General features: G+C 57.7%; 12 protein-coding genes. 3 read left to right on the top strand and 9 right to left on the bottom strand.

What is annotated here, in order from left to right; translation table 11 throughout:
* Nucleotides 1-6: 6 nt before the first annotated feature.
* The 4 genes from ATY77_RS09145 to ATY77_RS09130 all read right to left on the bottom strand — a co-directional run bounded on the left by ATY77_RS09145 (nt 7) and on the right by ATY77_RS09130 (nt 6,042).
* Nucleotides 7-702, bottom strand: a complete 696-nt coding sequence (locus tag ATY77_RS09145) for an SGNH/GDSL hydrolase family protein (RefSeq protein ID WP_088687055.1) — start codon at nt 700-702, stop codon at nt 7-9.
* A 209-nt stretch (nt 703-911) separates the two neighbouring features.
* On the bottom strand, nt 912-2,219 hold the full coding sequence (locus tag ATY77_RS09140) for an HlyD family type I secretion periplasmic adaptor subunit (protein WP_088687054.1): 1,308 nt from the start codon (nt 2,217-2,219) through the stop codon (nt 912-914).
* Nucleotides 2,220-2,234: 15 nt separating this feature from the next.
* Nucleotides 2,235-4,001 (bottom strand): type I secretion system permease/ATPase, encoded by a 1,767-nt coding sequence (locus tag ATY77_RS09135; RefSeq protein ID WP_088687108.1) that lies wholly within the window; start codon nt 3,999-4,001, stop codon nt 2,235-2,237.
* 472 nt (nt 4,002-4,473) lie between these two features.
* Complete coding sequence (locus tag ATY77_RS09130) at nt 4,474-6,042, bottom strand: right-handed parallel beta-helix repeat-containing protein (RefSeq protein ID WP_088687053.1); 1,569 nt, start codon at nt 6,040-6,042, stop codon at nt 4,474-4,476.
* A 638-nt stretch (nt 6,043-6,680) separates the two neighbouring features.
* Between ATY77_RS09130 and ATY77_RS09125 the strand changes: the two genes are divergently transcribed.
* On the top strand, nt 6,681-7,394 hold the full coding sequence (locus ATY77_RS09125; RefSeq protein ID WP_280950736.1) for an Ig-like domain-containing protein: 714 nt from the start codon (nt 6,681-6,683) through the stop codon (nt 7,392-7,394).
* A 272-nt stretch (nt 7,395-7,666) separates the two neighbouring features.
* Here ATY77_RS09125 and ATY77_RS09120 read toward each other — a convergent pair whose 3' ends face one another.
* The 5 genes from ATY77_RS09120 to ATY77_RS09100 form a co-directional block, all read right to left on the bottom strand.
* Entirely contained in the window at nt 7,667-8,371 is a 705-nt protein-coding gene (locus ATY77_RS09120) for a hypothetical protein (protein WP_088687051.1), read from the bottom strand.
* Complete coding sequence (locus ATY77_RS09115; RefSeq protein ID WP_088672898.1) at nt 8,371-10,647, bottom strand: polysaccharide biosynthesis tyrosine autokinase; 2,277 nt, start codon at nt 10,645-10,647, stop codon at nt 8,371-8,373. The genes ATY77_RS09120 and ATY77_RS09115 overlap by 1 nt, the downstream gene beginning before the upstream one ends.
* Before the next feature lie 51 nt (nt 10,648-10,698).
* Nucleotides 10,699-11,394 (bottom strand): sugar transporter, encoded by a 696-nt coding sequence (locus ATY77_RS09110; protein ID WP_088687050.1) that lies wholly within the window; start codon nt 11,392-11,394, stop codon nt 10,699-10,701.
* An 81-nt stretch (nt 11,395-11,475) separates the two neighbouring features.
* Nucleotides 11,476-12,687: a polysaccharide biosynthesis/export family protein gene (locus tag ATY77_RS09105; protein ID WP_190233595.1), complete on the bottom strand. Its 1,212-nt coding sequence runs from the start codon at nt 12,685-12,687 to the stop codon at nt 11,476-11,478.
* Nucleotides 12,688-12,993: 306 nt separating this feature from the next.
* Complete coding sequence (locus ATY77_RS09100; protein WP_088687049.1) at nt 12,994-14,403, bottom strand: O-antigen ligase family protein; 1,410 nt, start codon at nt 14,401-14,403, stop codon at nt 12,994-12,996.
* A 308-nt stretch (nt 14,404-14,711) separates the two neighbouring features.
* Between ATY77_RS09100 and ATY77_RS09095 the strand changes: the two genes are divergently transcribed.
* Both ATY77_RS09095 and ATY77_RS09090 read left to right on the top strand, forming a co-directional pair.
* Nucleotides 14,712-15,311 (top strand): transglutaminase-like cysteine peptidase, encoded by a 600-nt coding sequence (locus tag ATY77_RS09095; RefSeq protein WP_088672894.1) that lies wholly within the window; start codon nt 14,712-14,714, stop codon nt 15,309-15,311.
* Between the two features lie 334 nt (nt 15,312-15,645).
* On the top strand, nt 15,646-16,965 hold the full coding sequence (locus ATY77_RS09090; protein WP_088672893.1) for a UDP-glucose/GDP-mannose dehydrogenase family protein: 1,320 nt from the start codon (nt 15,646-15,648) through the stop codon (nt 16,963-16,965).
* Nucleotides 16,966-17,027 lie beyond the last annotated feature (62 nt).

Raw genomic sequence — 17,027 nt, 5'->3', positions numbered from 1 at the left:
GAGATGTCATTCCCCGCAATTGCGCCCGGCAATCTTTTCGACCAGTTCCGGCACGATGATTTTGGCAGCCATGCCAGGCAGGGGATGAGCGCCATCGGGAATAGCAGCAGCCAGATCATCCGGCGTCAGGCGCTCCCAGTTCGGCCGGTGGTCGACAAACTCCAGGCCGCGTTTTTCCGCCTCCGCCCGATGCGCCGAGATGTAGCTTCCGACAAAGGGCCGGATCAGACCGCGCATGCCTGAAAACGGGTTCATGGCCATCACGATAATCCGCGCTTGCGGCAGGCGTTGCCGAAGCTTGTCGAGGATGTCGCCGATATTTTTTCGGCTTTGCGCAAGCGACACGAGCCGATGCAGCGTCGCGTCGTTGGCATAAAGCTCGATCAGGACGATATCCGGCTGCTCGGCAACGACGCGGTCGATCTGGGTCAGAGCCCAAAGCGTCGTCTCGCCGCTTTTCGCCACACTGTCGACTTCCACCGGCCTGTCCAGGCAGGCTGCAAGCTCCGCCTGAAGAGCAGGCTGCCAGCCGCCGCGAGCCGTCAAGGATGTTCCGAAAGCGACGATCTTCAATGGCGGAAGGTTTTCCGCAAAAGCGCTGTTGAAGATCGAGAGCGCCATGACGCACGCCAAAAAAAGAACCAGTCCATGGACCCGCCGTCTCTCAGATGGCGCCGCACGCCTGAACCGCAAACCTATCATGGAGAGACCATATCCCGGCGGAAACGATACGTCACGCGACCAGCAAGGACGTGCCGCGCATCCCTGACCAAGCCCGCTTACAGCAGGCTTGAGACAATATCATGGAGATGGCCGCGCCTCTTCAACGCGAGAAGAAGCTCGCATCCGTCAGGATGCACACTGTGCTGCCGTGCCGTTGGCTCGCTTACGCAGCCCGACACGGCTGCCGATCACTCCTCGCGGAACACATGCTGCATCTGATCGGTCAGCGGCTTCGTGAGATAGGAAATCACGGTCCGGTCGGCGATCTTGATGAAGACTTCGGCCGGCATGCCGGGATAGAGCTTTATCGACTTCAGCTTCGCAATGCTGTCCGCCCTCGGCTTCACCCGGAGAGGATAATAGCTGATGCCGGTCCGCTCATCCTTGACGATATCGGGCGCGATGGACGTGATCTCGCCCTGAACATCCGGCGTCGTGCGCTGATCGAAAGCACTGAAGCGCACATCGACGGACTGGCCGACATGAACCTGGTCGATGTCGCGGGTGGCGACTTTCGCCTGGACGGTCAGATCCTCGTTCTCGGGAACGACGAGCATCAGCGTCTCGCCAGGATTGATGACGCCGTTGATCGTGTGAATTGCAAGCTCGTGAACGCGCCCGCTGAGCGGGGCGGTAATGTCGAGACGGCGAAGCTGGTCGAGGGCGGTTCCGCGCCGCTCTTCATATTCGGCGATCTGCGCCTCGACGTCGGTGAGGTCTTTCGCGATCTCCGAACGGCGATCCTCATCGAGCTGGATCGATTGGCGATCGATCTCGATCGCCTTGCCCTCGGCCTCCGCCTTTGCGGCGATTTCCTGGCCGCTATTGCCCTGCAGGTCGGCGCGCGCTCGCTTCAGGGTGTTCAAACGCTGCAGCGTGACCAGCCCCTTCTTGTAGAGGACGTCGATGCCTTCAAGTTCCTGCTCGATCAGGGCAAGCGAGTCATTCGTCGCGTTGATCTGAACGACCAAGCCTTTGATCTGCTCGGCCAACTGATCCTTGCGTGATGCCAGCTGGCTCTTCATGCCGATCAGCGCCGATCTGCGGCTGTCGAACAGTTTCGTCTCGCCGTCGAGCAGATCCCGTGCGGTGGTGCTGGATGTCAGATCGCTGATGTTTTCCTGAACCTGGAAAGACTCGGCGCCGATCCGCTCCGCTTTCAGCCGCGCACGGCGCGCATAGAGCTGGGCGAGCGTGCTCTCGACGATCGAAAGCTCCGCCTTCGTCTTCGTCCCATCGAGCCGTATTAGAACCTGTCCGGCCGACACATGATCATTCTCGGCAACGAGCAGTTCCGAGACGATACCGCCGGTCAGATGCTGGACCTTCTTGACGTCGCCGTCGACGACGACCACGCCTTCGCCGATGACGGCGCTCGAAAGCTCTGTCGTTGCCGCCCAGCCGCCGATGCCGCACACGAGAGCAATGGACAGGGCGCCGACAACCGCCACATGGCGATTGAGGGAGCGTTTCGATTCACTGATAAGCTTATTCACGATAGTCCCTCCGGCCTATTCGGCCGCGTTCATGCCGTCAACGACGACCTTAAGCTGCGCGACGCGGTCGGCAATCGGCGTACGCGCCGGTTCCGGCCGGCTGACCCGCGCCAGTACTTCTTCCTTCGGGCCGAAAGCGATCATCCGGCCTTCCTGCATCATCAGCACGAAGTCGCACACGGCCAGAACGCCGGAGCGATGCGCGATGACGACGACGATGCCGCCGCGTGCACGCACGCTCATGATCGCGGCACTCAGCGCCCGTTCGCCTTCTTCATCGAGATTGGAGTTCGGTTCGTCGAGAACGACGAGGAAGGGGTCGCCGTAAAGCGCTCTCGCAAGTGCGACGCGCTGTCTCTGGCCAGCCGAAAGCGCTGCCCCGCCTTCGCCGATTTCGGTTTCGTAACCGTTCGGCAGACGCAGAATGAGATCGTGGACCCGCGCCGCCCGCGCCGCGGCAACGACTGCCTCCGGCGACATATCCTTGGCGAAGCGGCAGATATTCTGCGCGACCGTGCCGGAGAAAAGCTCCACATCCTGCGGGAGATAACCGATATGGCGGCCGAGCGCATCGCCGTCCCACTGATCGAGTGCAGCGCCATCGAGACGGATGGATCCTCTGACGGTCGGCCAAACGCCCATCATTGCCCGCGCCAAAGACGATTTGCCCGAAGCGCTGTAACCGATGATCCCGAGTGCGCTCCCTGCCCTCAGGCCGAAGCTGACATCAGAGATGACGAGACGCTGGCCTGCCGGGGGTCCGCTCGCCAGTCCCTCGACCGTGACCTGCTTGGAAGGCGCTGCAAGCGCAAGCGGGGCCGCAACCTCGGGGATGGTTTTCAGAAGGTTCGACAGCCGTGCCCAGCTCTGCTGCGCGGACACGAAGCCGCGCCAATTGCCGATCGCCGCTTCCACGGGCGCCAGAGCGCGGGAGGTCAGGATAGAACCGGCAATGATGATGCCCGAGGATGCCTGGCCTTGAATGACCAGGATGGCGCCGGTTGCCAGCGTTGCGGACTGCAGCGCGATACGGAAAATCTTCGAGAGCGTCGCATAGCCGTTGCCGACATCCGATGCCTGCCGGTTGATGGTCCGGTATTCGTCGTTCTTGCGGTTCCAGATTTCACCCATGGTGCCAGCCATGCCCATCGCGTGGATGACCTCCGAGTTGCGGATCGAGGTCTGCGCGAAGGCATTGCGCATATTGGCGGCTTCGGACTGTTTTTTCGAAAGCGTCCGCGTTCCCTGGTTGGTCAGGAACGTCAGGATGGCGAGAATGAGCGCGCCGCCGATCGCGATGTAGCCGATCGCCGGATGGAACAGGAAGCAGATCACGATATAGAAAGGCAGCCACGGCAGATCGAACATCGCGGTCGGGCCCATGCCGGACAGGAAGGTTCTGATCTGATCGAAGTCGCGCAGCGGCTGAAGTCCGTCCCCGCCGATCTTGACCTTCATCGGCGCCTTGATCAACGCGCGGAACACCCGCCCGTTCATCATCTCGTCGAGCGCACCTGCCACGCGAACGAGCATCCTGCTGCGAAGAACTTCGAACGCCCCCTGAAAGGCGTAAAGAGTTAACGCAAGTATAGCCAAGGCCGCAAGCGTGGGTATGCTTTTACTCGGGATGACCCGATCATAGACCTCAAGCATAAAAAAGGAACTTGTGAGATAAAGGATGTTGACGAGCGCACTTGCTATTCCGATGAAGACAAGGCCCCCCTTGCATTTGCGCAAGGCTTTGGATGGCTCGCTGATATCAGCTGCTGAATTCTGAAACACCAATTAATCCTCTCCTACCACATCGCACGCAAGCAAATAGGCCTGCACACATTGCAGCTACGGGTTCATCAGGCCCGAACATTGACACACCTGCTTTAGAAGTCCGACGCCGGCGCCGAACTTCCGATTGCAGCCGATAGCTTATTATATGAATCCCACTGAAAAGTGACCAAAAATACAAATTTATAACGAGCGATTTCAGGGGGGCTCAAGCTTAACGCTACGCTAAACAGACCAGCGCAAGCAAGTGAAAATCGCAAAATCGCCCAATAACGGCTCAGACATATGAACGCATCACGTGCAGAGACTCGATATTTACTGGGATGTTAACTATAGTTTCAATCTATAGTTTTCCGCCTGTGATCGGCGGAACATTTCGCCCCGAGATCCGTCCTCCGCTTTTCCCCTCCGCAACCGGGCGGCTGCCCGGTCATGGAGCGTCGAGAATAAGGCATCCGCGTGGCACGGGCGGTCACACCAGCAGGTGCGAAGCCTGGCTGCTATGGAACGAATCCACGTTGATGAACACACTCAGGCTATCCGTATCGATGTGCGAAGCGCCATCGGAGATCTTATACTGGAAGGACTCATTGACTTTGCCGCTGAGGCCAGCGATTTTCGCTTCATCGACCGTGTAGGTATAGTCGCCATCCTTCTCGATGTGGATGACGCCGTATTTCCCGGTCAGCGTCAGGCCGTTCTTCTCCACCGCACTGTCGCCGAAGCGGCGAAGCAGAACCGTTCCATTGGCCGCACTGTCATTGTCGAGAAGATTGCCATGATAGGCGCCGCCCGTGTCGGTCGAGATCTTCAGGCTGTCATGGACGGCGAGAATCTTTTGAACGACGCCAGCGGATACGATCGGTGTCTGGACTTCAGGCGTGGGCGCCGGCACTTCGACAGGCTCGGTCGGCGTTACAGGGGTAGGCTCACTGCCAGTCGAAGCGTCGATTTCGGCTTGCGCCTGTTCGAGCGTCTTGTTCTCGCCTATCGAGAAAGTGTTCTGGACGGCAATTGCCGTAGGCATCGTCAGCGTCGGTATATCGCTGTCGATGATATTGTCATAGAAGGAGCCTGTTGCCGGCCTGTCGACCTTCAAAGCCGACGAGGACAGGTCGTCAAAGACGTTGTTGTGGACGTTGATATCCGTACGGACATAGTTTGGGTAACCCGCGGCGCTGATCGAGACGCCCCAGGCGCCATCATGAATATAATTCCCGCTGATGTCATAATTCGTTGCATTGCCTTGGTCTCCAAGGCCGATGCCGAAAGACCAGTTGTAACCGCCATATCCCGAGATGTCATTGTCGTGGATGGCGATATTCGTGCCTGCGTTGGCACCGATGCCGAACCCGCCGCCGACCACGGTGTTGTCCTCGACCAGGGCATTTACAGCTCGAACCAGCACCAGGACCCCCTTCGCGCTGTTGGTCTCCGTCTGCTCCAGGTGGTTGTCCTTGATCAGGATGTTGCTGCTGTCGTTCAATTGGATGGCGTCAGCCGCTGCACCCTGGCTGTTGAGGACCACATTGTTGGCAATGGTAACGCCGTTGACTTTCTCCATCCAGATGCCGTCACCATTTACGCCGACGATCTTGCTGTTCTCGATGGTAATATTCTGGCTGCTCTGGAAGTTGACCGAACCCGGCTTGCCGGCAAGACCGGTATTTTCTACCTCGACGTTGCGCACGGTCCAATTCGAGACGTTCCCTGCATAAATCGCCGCACCGCCGGTATCAGCGATCTTGATATTCTCGACGACGATGTTGGATGCCTTTGATCCGTGAATGCCGTCATTGCCGCTGTGAATAACCGGCGCCTCGCCGACTCCGTAACTGCCAATCGTGATCGGAGCGGCGACAGTGCCGGAGTATTTCAAGTCGAATTGCTCGTTGAACACGCTTCCGGCCGCAAGCAGAACGCTGTCGCCCGGCTTCAGCCTCAGGGATTCGACAGCTGATAATGTCGCAAAAGGTGAACTCTCGCTGGTTCCGCTGTTGGAGTTGGAACCTATTGCTGAGTTTACATAGTAGACGGTCATGCGGCGCTCCCCAGAGTTATGGAAAAGCTTCTAACCGCGGACCTCTCTCTACCTGCTAAAATGAAACACTAAAATGCATTGCATCTGGCCGTAATTCTTCAGTCGTCAGCATAATAATTGACGAAAGCGGCATATTTCGCGGTGCAGCAATTAAATCTGAAGAAGAACACGCATACTAAACTGAGAATCTTTCGATCTTCTACTAGCGCTGGTTGCCGAAAGAGGAAGCGTTTACCCTATATTTTATCACTGTCGGAGAGGGGGACGATCGTTTGGGGGATATCAGTCCACGACGGACGGTTATATGCGGGGCTCGCCCGACCTCAATAACCCAAAGTGGTTAGATGGATATCCGGCTCACCCCAAAAGAGAACATTCCTATTCGCATAAATGTCACATAAATAAAAAAATGTTTCATCCGAATAAATATCGTTTTCTGCCTAAACCCTTGCGCCACCAATTTTTACTAACGCTATAATATTCAGGCGCTTGACCATCCTATACATATTTAGGGTGCGTGATTATTACAATACATACCCAGAAATGTTCACTCCGTGTTAATTATGTTCTTGACTCCATGTATTAACACATCCTTAATCGGCCAGCTCGCCTGTGCCAGTATTGACCAGCGAATAACAATTCACGGAGAGAGAACAATGGCTATTCACGCAACAGACGATACAGCAACATTTCTGGAAACTGATGTAATTTCTGGAAATCTGCTTGCGAATGACACATCCGACGGCAATCTGTTCCTTCGTTTCTTCGACCAGCAGAGCGTCGGAGCCAAGCAGGGCAACAGCCAGATCACCGAAATCCAGGGCGATTACGGCACGTTCTTCGTCAAGCCTGACGGTAGTTACACCTATGTTCTGAGCGATGCTGCCAAGGTGGGCTTCACCAATGGCGAAATTCTCCAGGAGAAGGTCTCTTACAAGATTTCCGACGGCGCTGGCCACACCGACGTCGGCCTCTTCACCCTGAACATCCAGGGCGTAAGCCAGGTCAAGCCGATCGCAGTCGACGATTCCTACAGCTTCACCGAAGGCAGCCCGATCGGCGGCAACGTTCTCGACAACGACATCCCCGGCGACAACGGTCACCTCTTCCTCCGTCAGTTCGACGGCACGGCCGTTGCGGGCGCCAATGGCGCCGTGACCGACATCGCCGGCACCTACGGCACCTTCCACGTCCAGGCGAATGGCGAGTTCACCTACGAGCTGACGTCGGACCTCGCTCCGGGCGAGCAGGTCAAGGAAACCGTCGAATACTACAAGATCTCCGATGGCGAAGGCCACACGGATGCCGGCATTCTAACGCTCAACATCACGGGCGCAGGCGCAGAGGTCTGATCATCAAGAGCCCGTCAAGGGACAGTGCCCGCCACTCACGTGGCGGGCACTGCTTTTATAAGCGGGGATTTCGTGAGGAATTCCAGCTCACCCTTGCAAAACCTTGCAATCACCAAGGCCTGGTGCGTGGCTTAACTACTCCAGATCGCTTTCATGGAAGCCTCTACAGCATGTCGCGTAAAAGTGTGCAGCGGTTTGCGGCAACAACATGCGTAAAAACAAAGAGCTAAAGCGTAGGGAGCGCATCTGAAAGATCGCGAGGCGCTTAGCGATCACCGGCTGCACCGCTGTCGGAACCGTGCCGTTGCTCCGACACCTACGCTCGTCCAGGTTTGATCGAAAATCGGACGAAGCTGCGGGCTGATCGCTTTCATGGCCGCATTGACCGAGCAGCGATCTCCAAGTTTCAGCATTGTCACGAGATCCCTATCGAGCTCGCGTTTTGAAGCCGAAAGCGTTGCCTCGGTAAATTCGTTCCAAAAATAGAACCGCGTCAGAACCATCGACTGGTCGTAGGGCGCGAGAGCAACTGACCGCTCCATCATACCGGCTATCGAATGCGACTCCTCTGCAATCGTCGACTGTATGGCTGCAAGGCGAAGCCAAAAATTGCTGTTCGTCGGCATGCAGGAAACGGCATAGCGCAGATAATCGCGGGCTTCCGCAGCAGCAGCAGCCCAAGCCTCGTAATTTACATTGGCATTCTGCCGGTCAAGCTGCGACAAAACGAGCGTCGCACCAGCTGCGACAATGTCGGATCGACAATAGCTTCCGCCAGTCATGCCGGCGATCTGCGAGGCATATCTTGCTGCGACATCATTCGATACGACTTGGCCGCGCTCAATTCTTTCCGCAATGATCGAGATGCTGGCCGCCCTGATCGAGGCGTATAGCTCTCGGGCAGCCAGCATCGAAAAAACGACGGCGACGGCAAGAAAAGCGATTCTCGAGACCGAGAAGGACTGACGGCGAAACATCAGCTTTCGGTATAGTACCGAGAATAGCGCTTATAGTAATATTCGCTGGAGCCGAACGTCCGGTAAAGTTTCATCTGCGACGGGTCAACCTTAGTCAGAATCGCACCGACGCACTTGGTGTAGATTTCCGGTTCGGACAACAGGGTCGATTGCACCACCTTACGCGACGTCTTCCCCCACTCGATGACGAATACCATCGCATCGAGCTTCGAGTTGATGGCGCGCGCATCCACCACGGGAGCCAGAGGCGGTAGATCGACGACAACATAATCGAAGTTCTGGCGCGCAACTTCCAGAAGCTGCTCCATCCCATGCGAGGCGAGCAGTTCGGAGGAATGCGGAACACGATAACGCGCAACCGCCGGCAGGAACGCGAGCTTCGTTTTGGGATCGAGGAGGATCAAGTCCTTCAGCGGACGGTTATCGACAATCGCTTCGAGCAGCCCGGCTTCCGCATGGCGACCGATCGCCCGAGTTGCGCCAGGATTTCGCATATCGCCGTCGATGAGCAGGCAGCGCGCACCCTGCATCGCCAGAAGCTTGGCGAAATTGATTGCAGTCGTCGATTTGCCCTCGCCTGGCAGGCTCGACACGACGCCGATGACTTTGCAGCGCTGATCCGACGCACTGATATCGATGGCAATCTTAGCGCTTCGCAGCGATTCCGCGAATGCCGATAGCGGATGCTCCTCGACATAGACGGTGGTCTTACCGCCCTTGGCGATGCTGCGTGGGTTATTCGGATCGACCAGCGTCGGATCATCCACGTTGTTTTCGACCAGCGGCATGACACCGAGAGACTCGATATCGAGTACCTCTCTGACATCATCGCCAGTGCGGAAGAACCGATCCCGGAATTCTCGGAAAGCAGCAATACCGCTTCCGAAAGCACATCCGAAGAACATCGCGATGGCGACGACGAGGCTGCGCTTGGGAGCGCTGGGTTTCGTCGGGGTCTCCGCTTTCGTGATGATGCGCGCAGCGGTGATCGGGAAGCTCTGCTGCTGAATTGCCTCCTGGTAGCGCGTCAGGAAGCTTTGATAGAGGTTCTTATAGGTATCACGCGTCCGCTCGAGTTCGCGAAGCTGCACCTGCGTTTCACCGGCACTCGCGGCTATGCCCGTCGCCTCATCGACGCTCGTGCGCAGGGACACTTCACGGGATTTCGCGACCTGCAGCTCGCTCTGATAGCTCTCGGCGATACGGTTCAGTTCATCGAACATGAGGCGGCGATATTCCGCCATTTCAGCGCGAAGACGAACCGCCTGGACGTGGTCGGGACCAAGCCGCGCCTCGATCTCCGTCTCGAGCTTCGACGCTTCCAGATATTTCTTGCGAAGGTCGTTGGAAATCGAGCTGTCGAGCACGTCGGTGACGATCGCGTCGGTCTGCTTGGCGTCGATGATCGACTTGATGCGGGCGTACTTCGCTTCGGCCTGTGCCGTGTCGGCCTGAGCTTTGATCAGCTGGGTGTTCAGTTCGGAAAGCTGCTGCTCGCTGAGCAGCGTGCCGGATCCCGCCTCGACAAGTCCATGCTCGCTGCGGAATTTCTGGACGGCAAGGTCGGTGTCCAGCGCCTGCTGACGGAGTTCCTCGATACGCTGCTGCAGCCATTCGCCGGCCCGGCGTGTCGCCTCATATTTCGAATTGAGCTTATCGACCAGGTAAACGTCGGCAATGGCCGCCGCAATGTCGCGGGCCAGATCGGGTGACTGCGAGGTATAGCTGACATCTAGGACGTAGGAACGTCCAACGCGCTCGACATCGATGTTGCCAGCCACGGTTTGCGCAGCGTTGCGCCGCTTCATTTCCGGATCGGGCGCGACGACGGCGTCATCGGCAAACCACGATTTGAAATTCAACAGAGATTTGAATGTCGCGATCGAAAACAGCGAATTCTGCTGCGCATTGAACACCGGATCGTCGACGAGCTTCAGTTTATCGACGACGGCATAGGCGATCGTGTCGGACTTCAACAGCTCCACTTGACTGAGGACAGTGCCCTCGTCGTCGTCCAGCTGGCCGAAAGCCGCAAGTTGGTTGATCACCTGATTGTCGCTGCGATCGATCAGCACACTCGTGTCGGCGGTATAGACCGGCACCGATGTCAGCACATAGACTACGCCAAGTATGGCGAAGGCAAAAGCACAAGCCGCGACAACCCGCCACTGACGGCGGGCAATTGCGATGAGCTTGTCGAAATCGATGAAATCAGCATCGTTTCCGGTATCGCGGGAGGGGTCGATACGCGGCGTAAGTTTATCTGGCGATAGCAATTTCGATCTCCAACAAAGGCGTCAAGCGCCAAGATCTACAGGCAATTCCAGCTATTGTGTGACCGGGACACTCTGGCTCGTCGACTCCGTCGTGTCAGTGGACGACTGGCCTCCCCCATTCGTACTGACGATAGTCGTGGTGGTCGAAGACGAGTCGGCGTTCGAAACCTTCAGCGTTCCGGCAGTGGTCTCTGCGCCATCAAACGGCGTGCCGTCGTCAGAGCCGGGGCCTGTCCGGCCGATCGACCCATCATTACCGATACCGGCTGCGGCAGCGGCTGCACTCGCACCCGGGCCGAGCGCCGCGGTCCCGCCTTCGGCGAGGACCTTTGCAAAGGCGGCAAGCAGCGGCGCGAGATTCGGATCGGCGCTCGCCGCCTCGGCGACCGCCTTTTCGATCGCCAGCTTGAACTGCGGATCGCTCACCTGGCAGCTGTTTGCCGCCCGGCCGAGACCGGAGCCGATCGCCGCCATCTGCGCGGCATCGGCCTTCTTGGCCTGCTCGATCACCGGCGCCAGCGCATCATTGCTGCTTCCGACCAGTGCACGGACACGCGATGATAGAACCAGCGGGTCAGACATATCGAGCAGAGCGGCAGGATTGGCCGTAAATCCACTAACGTCGACAGGAGTGAGATTAGCCGGTCCCAAGCAAGCGGCCGCGAAGGCGCTTGAATTCATGCCGGCAAACATCGCAACAGCAATTCCGCCATATGCAAGCTTACGAGAAACACCAAACCTTGCCATGTCAGTGGTTTCCTTCATCAAAACCGCTAATGAAAACAGCGCGCGGCGTTGATCGTTTGCGACCAACGCCGGCTATTTCAATCAATTGCCAAGATCCTGTATCGCATTACGGGTATCGTTGGCGTCATCCGTTACACCTGACACAGTGGACGATACCGAGTTTACGATGTCAAGGAACTTGACCAGTTCAACAGAGTCCGAATTGGAAATATAGATAATATCCTTGTCTTCCATCTTGAACTGCTGGGCGGCGAACAAGGTGGCAGGATCGCGAAGGTTGGCGCGGATAATCACCGGAATCGTGTCGCCTGCAAACTTCGTCGTGTCGACATGCATGGCCGCAAGCGTCTTCTTCGGGACAAGGCGATAGAGCAGGACCTGAGCCGGATCCGCGCGGTCATCACGCAGGCCGCCCGCCTTGGCGATGGCCTCGCCGAGGGTCAGGTCGGATTCTTCGAAATCGAAACGGCCGCTGACGCCTGCGGCGCCGAGCGCAAGATAGGTACGGCGCTCATGATCGACCGAGACCGTATCATTCGGCGCGACATAGATATTCTCCGCTGGATTCTTCAACAGCGTGTTGTAGGCGACGGTTGCCGTCTTGCCGCGACGCTGCAGCGTTACGTTCGTTTCGATATTGTTGGTCGTCAAACCGCCGGCGGCGGAAATGACATCGAGAATGCGCTCGCCGGCCGGGCTGATCGTGATGCGCTGAGGATTGTTGACGTCACCGAGCACGGCCACCTGACTGGAGCGGTTGGTCGTCGTCGTAATAACCACCTGCGGCTCGATCGCGCGGCTTGCCAGCCGATCTTCGACGTCCTGCTCCACGGTCTCCTTCAGGCGACCGGCGGCCGGAACGCGACCGGCGTAGGGAATCGTGATCGTACCGTTTCTATCGATGGTCTGCTCTGGCAGAGAAATGTAATTGCCGGGTCGGCTTCCGGCATCCGAGGGAATGAACAACCCGCCGGACTGAGCTTCGAAGATGGCAACCTGGACGACGTCGCCGTAACCAAGCGGAATCTCGGGCGCCCCGCCACGACCGCCGCCGAACCCCTTGAAGGACGTCGGCTGGACGGAGGTAAAATGCGGCAGAACGTTCTTGCTGAGGTCGACGAGAGCGTAGTCAATGCCGACACGCCGCTTCTCTGTGGTGACCTTTACCGCTGCATCTCGATCAACGTCTTTATGATCAGGACCGGATCTTGGCAAGGACGTGCAGCTTGCCAATATAGTGGTTAGCGCAACAACAATGGCGACGCGTGTACTAGCTACAGGAAAACAACTCATAGAATATCCCGTGTTAACGCCCTTGAAGCTACTGCCCCGCAATCTGCCAAAATACAAGACAATCCCCGATCCATCATCACTGAAAGCCGATTAACATTTCTCTAACTGTGGCAGCCCGGCAACGTCCGGACCCCCAGCAAACGAAAACGGCCCCAATCCGACTCTTCTGGCGTCGGCAATAATCTGAAGGCTCCCCCCGCTATAAAATCTCTTGCATTTGAGAGTCAACACTGCGGCACTGCAACAATTACCGTTTTCGAAAAACCTTCATAAAAACCATTCATTTAGCTTTTTGTTACTTAGCAATCACGCATATTGCCGATCCGTCTCCGGCTGGCTGCGGCCCAGACTTATGGCGACGATTGCGCTGAGGAAGGCGGCGAAAAATACGGCGAAACCCGGTATCTGCAGCGAGAAATCAACCGCCGCATGGAGGGCGACCAGAACCGTCGCCGCGACGCCCAGAAGAACATAATGCCGCAGGCGCCGCCTCTGAGTGAGCCCGCGCCGGAACACCACGGCAAGCACCCCGAAGACAGCAAGGGCCGCGATGGGAAACACGATCCCGAGGCCCAGAAATCCTTCGAGGTAGAAATTGTGCGCGCGATCGAAAACCCCGAGAATTCCGCAGGCCGGATCGCGATAGGCGGGAAAGACGGTGCGGAAGGTTCCAAGGCCCGTGCCTGTCAGCCAGTGATCCGAAATGGCACGCCATATGCCCGGCAGCATGCAGAACCGCTGGTCGTCTTCGAGCCGCCGTTCCTTTGCACGCAGGATCGCCTGGCCTGCAAATACTGCCAGCAACACGACGACGAAAGCGATCGCCGAGAAAAGCTTCAGCATCGAGCGCCATCTCGGCGCCGCCGTCAGATGACGCGTCGAGCCGTTCCAGTGGATGACAAGCCAAGGAAAATAGATGAGAGCGGCAACGAATGTCGCGAAGATCCCGGCGCGCGAGCGGCTCAGCATCAAGGCGGTGAAGCATGCGCATAGGAGCAGGATGTAAATCCAGGATCTCACGAGCAGCATGTTCCGGCCCGGTTCGTCCGGCGGATACTTCGCAAGCGCGCGGGTAATATCCCTGATCAGGGTCAGCATGAGCAGCGTGCCGAGCCCAAGGAAGGTCGCGGCAGTGTTGCGGTTGACGAAGACAGCCGTCAGGCTGTCGAGGTAGGCGTGTTTTTCGATGACGATCAGGATTTTGGGAAACATCGAAAACTGCAGCAGACTGAAAACCGCAATCGCACCGGCCGAAAGCCCAAGCGCGCTCAACACTTTTCTCGCACGCTGGTCGGTATCGCACAGAAGAAGGCCGGTCAGGAAGGTGACGAAAGGCAGCGCGACCCAGAGCATCGAAGCGAGCGTGTCGGCCGGCTCGACCGAGATCGCAGCATATTGCACGCCTGCCAGCTCACGCGCAGCACGCCAGGCGGGGTTTGTCAGCCAATCGGAGCGCATGTCGATGGTCTGCACGAAGGTCCAGCCCGTCACCACGACCAGCACAAGCAAGGCGCTGCTGAAAACCCATCTGCTCTGCCGCGGCTCCCCGAAGATCAGCGCGGAAACAATGGCGAGGCCAAACATCGCAATCGCAGCAAAGGCGAAGGGAAAGGGCGTGACGCTGCCAAAAGGAATAAGTGTCAGTATAACGAGGCCGATGAAGGCGAAGAGGAGAACCTCTCGTAAAACCTGCCTGTTGATGAAGCTGGATAACATTCGATTTCGTTTACCAAGGCAGGCAGCAATCGAAGTCATGCAACCAAAGCGTTTAATCTACACGCACTAACATAAGTTGCATATCAAGCGCTTGCGTGCTAAATCGTAACAGAATTCCACATCGTATAAAATTGTCGCGAAAGGTTTAAACCAATCGAGACAAGCCCCGGCTATGCTCCTGTCAAAGCAGCAAGAACGGGACAGACGTTCTACAGCCAATACTTGGCAGATCACTCAATCGCCATGCCATTGACTGGGAAAAAAGGCAAGCCTGATCTCAATCGGTTGTCCTGAACGGGGATTACGACATGAAGAAAACATTTGTTACACTTCTGGCACTCACCTTCGCGGCAGGCAATGTTAGCTCGGCATTGGCCGCCGGCCCCGCAGGTCTTGCTCGCGGCCTGAACAACAATTCGGCGGTCAGCTATATCTCTGAAAAAGGCAAGATCATTCCGCCCTTCGCCCAAGTGCTGTTCTGCGCCCAGAATCCGGCCGAATGCCGCGACAATAACGGTTCTGAGGTTCTCGCGCTGACGGACAAGGACATGCTGCAGCTGAAGAATGTGAACAGCAGTGTCAACCGCACGATAATCGGCCGGAACGACTCCCGCAGCGAATTGAACGGCGACGTCTGGAAGGTGAATGTGCGCAGCGGCGACTGCGAGGATTTCGCGTTGACCAAGCGCAGCCGGCTGATGGCAATGGGCTGGTCGTCGCGCGCTTTGCGCATCGCCACGGCCTATACACCCTCCGGTGAAGGCCACGCAGTCCTTGTCGTCAGAACCGACAAGGGCGACCTGGTGCTCGACAACAGGCAAAGCAGCATCAAGAACTGGCGCGATACCGATCTTCGCTGGGACAAGATTCAGTCGGGAACCGACCCCTACGTCTGGTACCGGCTGTAACAGCTGGAGCTACAACGACAGCCGAAAAAGCTAAGGCGCGACGAGCGAATCCGTAAATTCGCGGGCGCGCTTTCCGCAGTGTACAGACCGATCCACCCTCTGCGGGATTGAAGCCGAGCCGGCTCTGGTGAACGGCTCGGCTTGTCATATCGCGCACACAAATCTATGTTTTGGCTGTCGATGGGGCCGCCGGCAACGAGCAGTGGCACCCCGACTACGACTTCCGATATGGGTATCAAGCGATCTTCGATATTGTCTTTTGGCCCAGATTCAGTATGACGAGCGTCATGCTGCGACGCAGCATGACGTTCTACTCTAATGATTTGAGGGAAATATGCGCATCACGATGATTGGATCAGGCTATGTCGGCCTCGTTTCAGGCGTTTGCTTTGCGGATTTCGGCCACGACGTCATCTGCGTGGATAAGGATCTGAGTAAGATCGAAGCCCTTCGCGAAGGCCGCATTCCGATCTACGAGCCGGGTCTCGATCAACTCGTCGCCGAAAATACCAGCACTGGCCGGCTGTCCTTTTCCACGGACGTGGGCGAAAGCGTGCGTGGCGCCGACGTCGTCTTCATCGCGGTCGGCACGCCGTCCCGGCGCGGCGACGGCCATGCGGACCTGTCCTATGTCTACGCGGCTGCACGCGAGATTGCCACCTATGTCGAAGGCTTCACCGTCATCGTCACCAAGTCGACGGTTCCGGTCGGCACCGGGGACGAGGTCGAGCGCATCGTGCGGGAAACCAATCCTTCGGCCGATGTCGCCGTCGTCTCCAATCCCGAGTTCCTGCGCGAAGGCGCTGCGATCGAGGATTTCAAGCGTCCCGACCGTATCGTCGTCGGACTGAATGACGACCGCGCACGGGAAACCATGACCGAGGTCTATCGCCCGCTCTATCTGAACCAGGCTCCCCTGGTCTTCACGAGCCGCCGCACCTCCGAGCTCATCAAATATGCCGCCAACGCCTTCCTGGCGATGAAGATCACCTTCATCAACGAGATCGCCGATCTCTGCGAAAGGGTCGACGCCAACGTCCAGGACGTTTCGCGCGGCATCGGTCTCGACGGCCGTATCGGCTCCAAATTCCTGCATGCCGGCCCGGGTTACGGCGGTTCGTGCTTCCCCAAGGACACGCTTGCCCTTGCCAAGACGGCGCAGGATTACGATGCGCCGGTCCGTCTCATCGAGACGACGATCTCGATCAACGACAACCGCAAGCGCGCAATGGGCCGCAAGGTCATTTCGGCCGTCGGCGGAGACATTCGCGGCAAGAAGATCGCCATCCTCGGTCTGACCTTCAAGCCGAACACCGACGACATGCGCGACAGCCCGGCGATCGCCATCATCCAGACCCTGCAGGACAACGGCGCCCAGGTCGTCGGCTACGATCCGGAAGGCATGGAGAATGCCCGCAAGGTCATCGACAACATCGAATATGCGAACGGCCCTTACGAAGCCGCCGCCGGCGCCGATGCTATTGTCATCGTCACCGAGTGGAACCAGTTCCGGGCGCTCGATTTCAACCGCCTGAAGCAGTCGATGCGCTCTCCGATCCTTGTCGATCTGCGCAATATCTACCGCAGCGACGAGATCCGCAAACACGGCTTTACCTATGCCGGTATCGGCACCAATCTCTATCATGACGCCTGATCGGCCTGGTCATATCTGAACCTTTCTGACGCCGCGGGGCATAATCCGCGGCGTTTGCTTTT

Source organism: Rhizobium sp. R634 (genome assembly GCF_002211305.1).
In the GTDB taxonomy this organism is placed as follows: Bacteria; Pseudomonadota; Alphaproteobacteria; order Rhizobiales; family Rhizobiaceae; genus Rhizobium.
This window is presented reverse-complemented; position numbering and strand designations above follow the sequence as displayed.

Excerpts from the sequence above, each read along its gene's own strand:
- ATY77_RS09145 (WP_088687055.1), bottom strand. The coding sequence starts at position 702 with ATGATAGGTTTGCGGTTCAGGCGTGCGGCGCCATCTGAGAGACGGCGG.
- ATY77_RS09130 (WP_088687053.1), bottom strand. The coding sequence starts at position 6,042 with ATGACCGTCTACTATGTAAACTCAGCAATAGGTTCCAACTCCAACAGC.
- ATY77_RS09120 (WP_088687051.1), bottom strand. The coding sequence starts at position 8,371 with ATGTTTCGCCGTCAGTCCTTCTCGGTCTCGAGAATCGCTTTTCTTGCC.
- ATY77_RS09110 (WP_088687050.1), bottom strand. The coding sequence starts at position 11,394 with ATGGCAAGGTTTGGTGTTTCTCGTAAGCTTGCATATGGCGGAATTGCT.
- ATY77_RS09105 (WP_190233595.1), bottom strand. The coding sequence starts at position 12,687 with ATGAGTTGTTTTCCTGTAGCTAGTACACGCGTCGCCATTGTTGTTGCG.
- ATY77_RS09100 (WP_088687049.1), bottom strand. The coding sequence starts at position 14,403 with ATGTTATCCAGCTTCATCAACAGGCAGGTTTTACGAGAGGTTCTCCTC.
- ATY77_RS09095 (WP_088672894.1), top strand. The coding sequence starts at position 14,712 with ATGAAGAAAACATTTGTTACACTTCTGGCACTCACCTTCGCGGCAGGC.
- ATY77_RS09090 (WP_088672893.1), top strand. The coding sequence starts at position 15,646 with ATGCGCATCACGATGATTGGATCAGGCTATGTCGGCCTCGTTTCAGGC.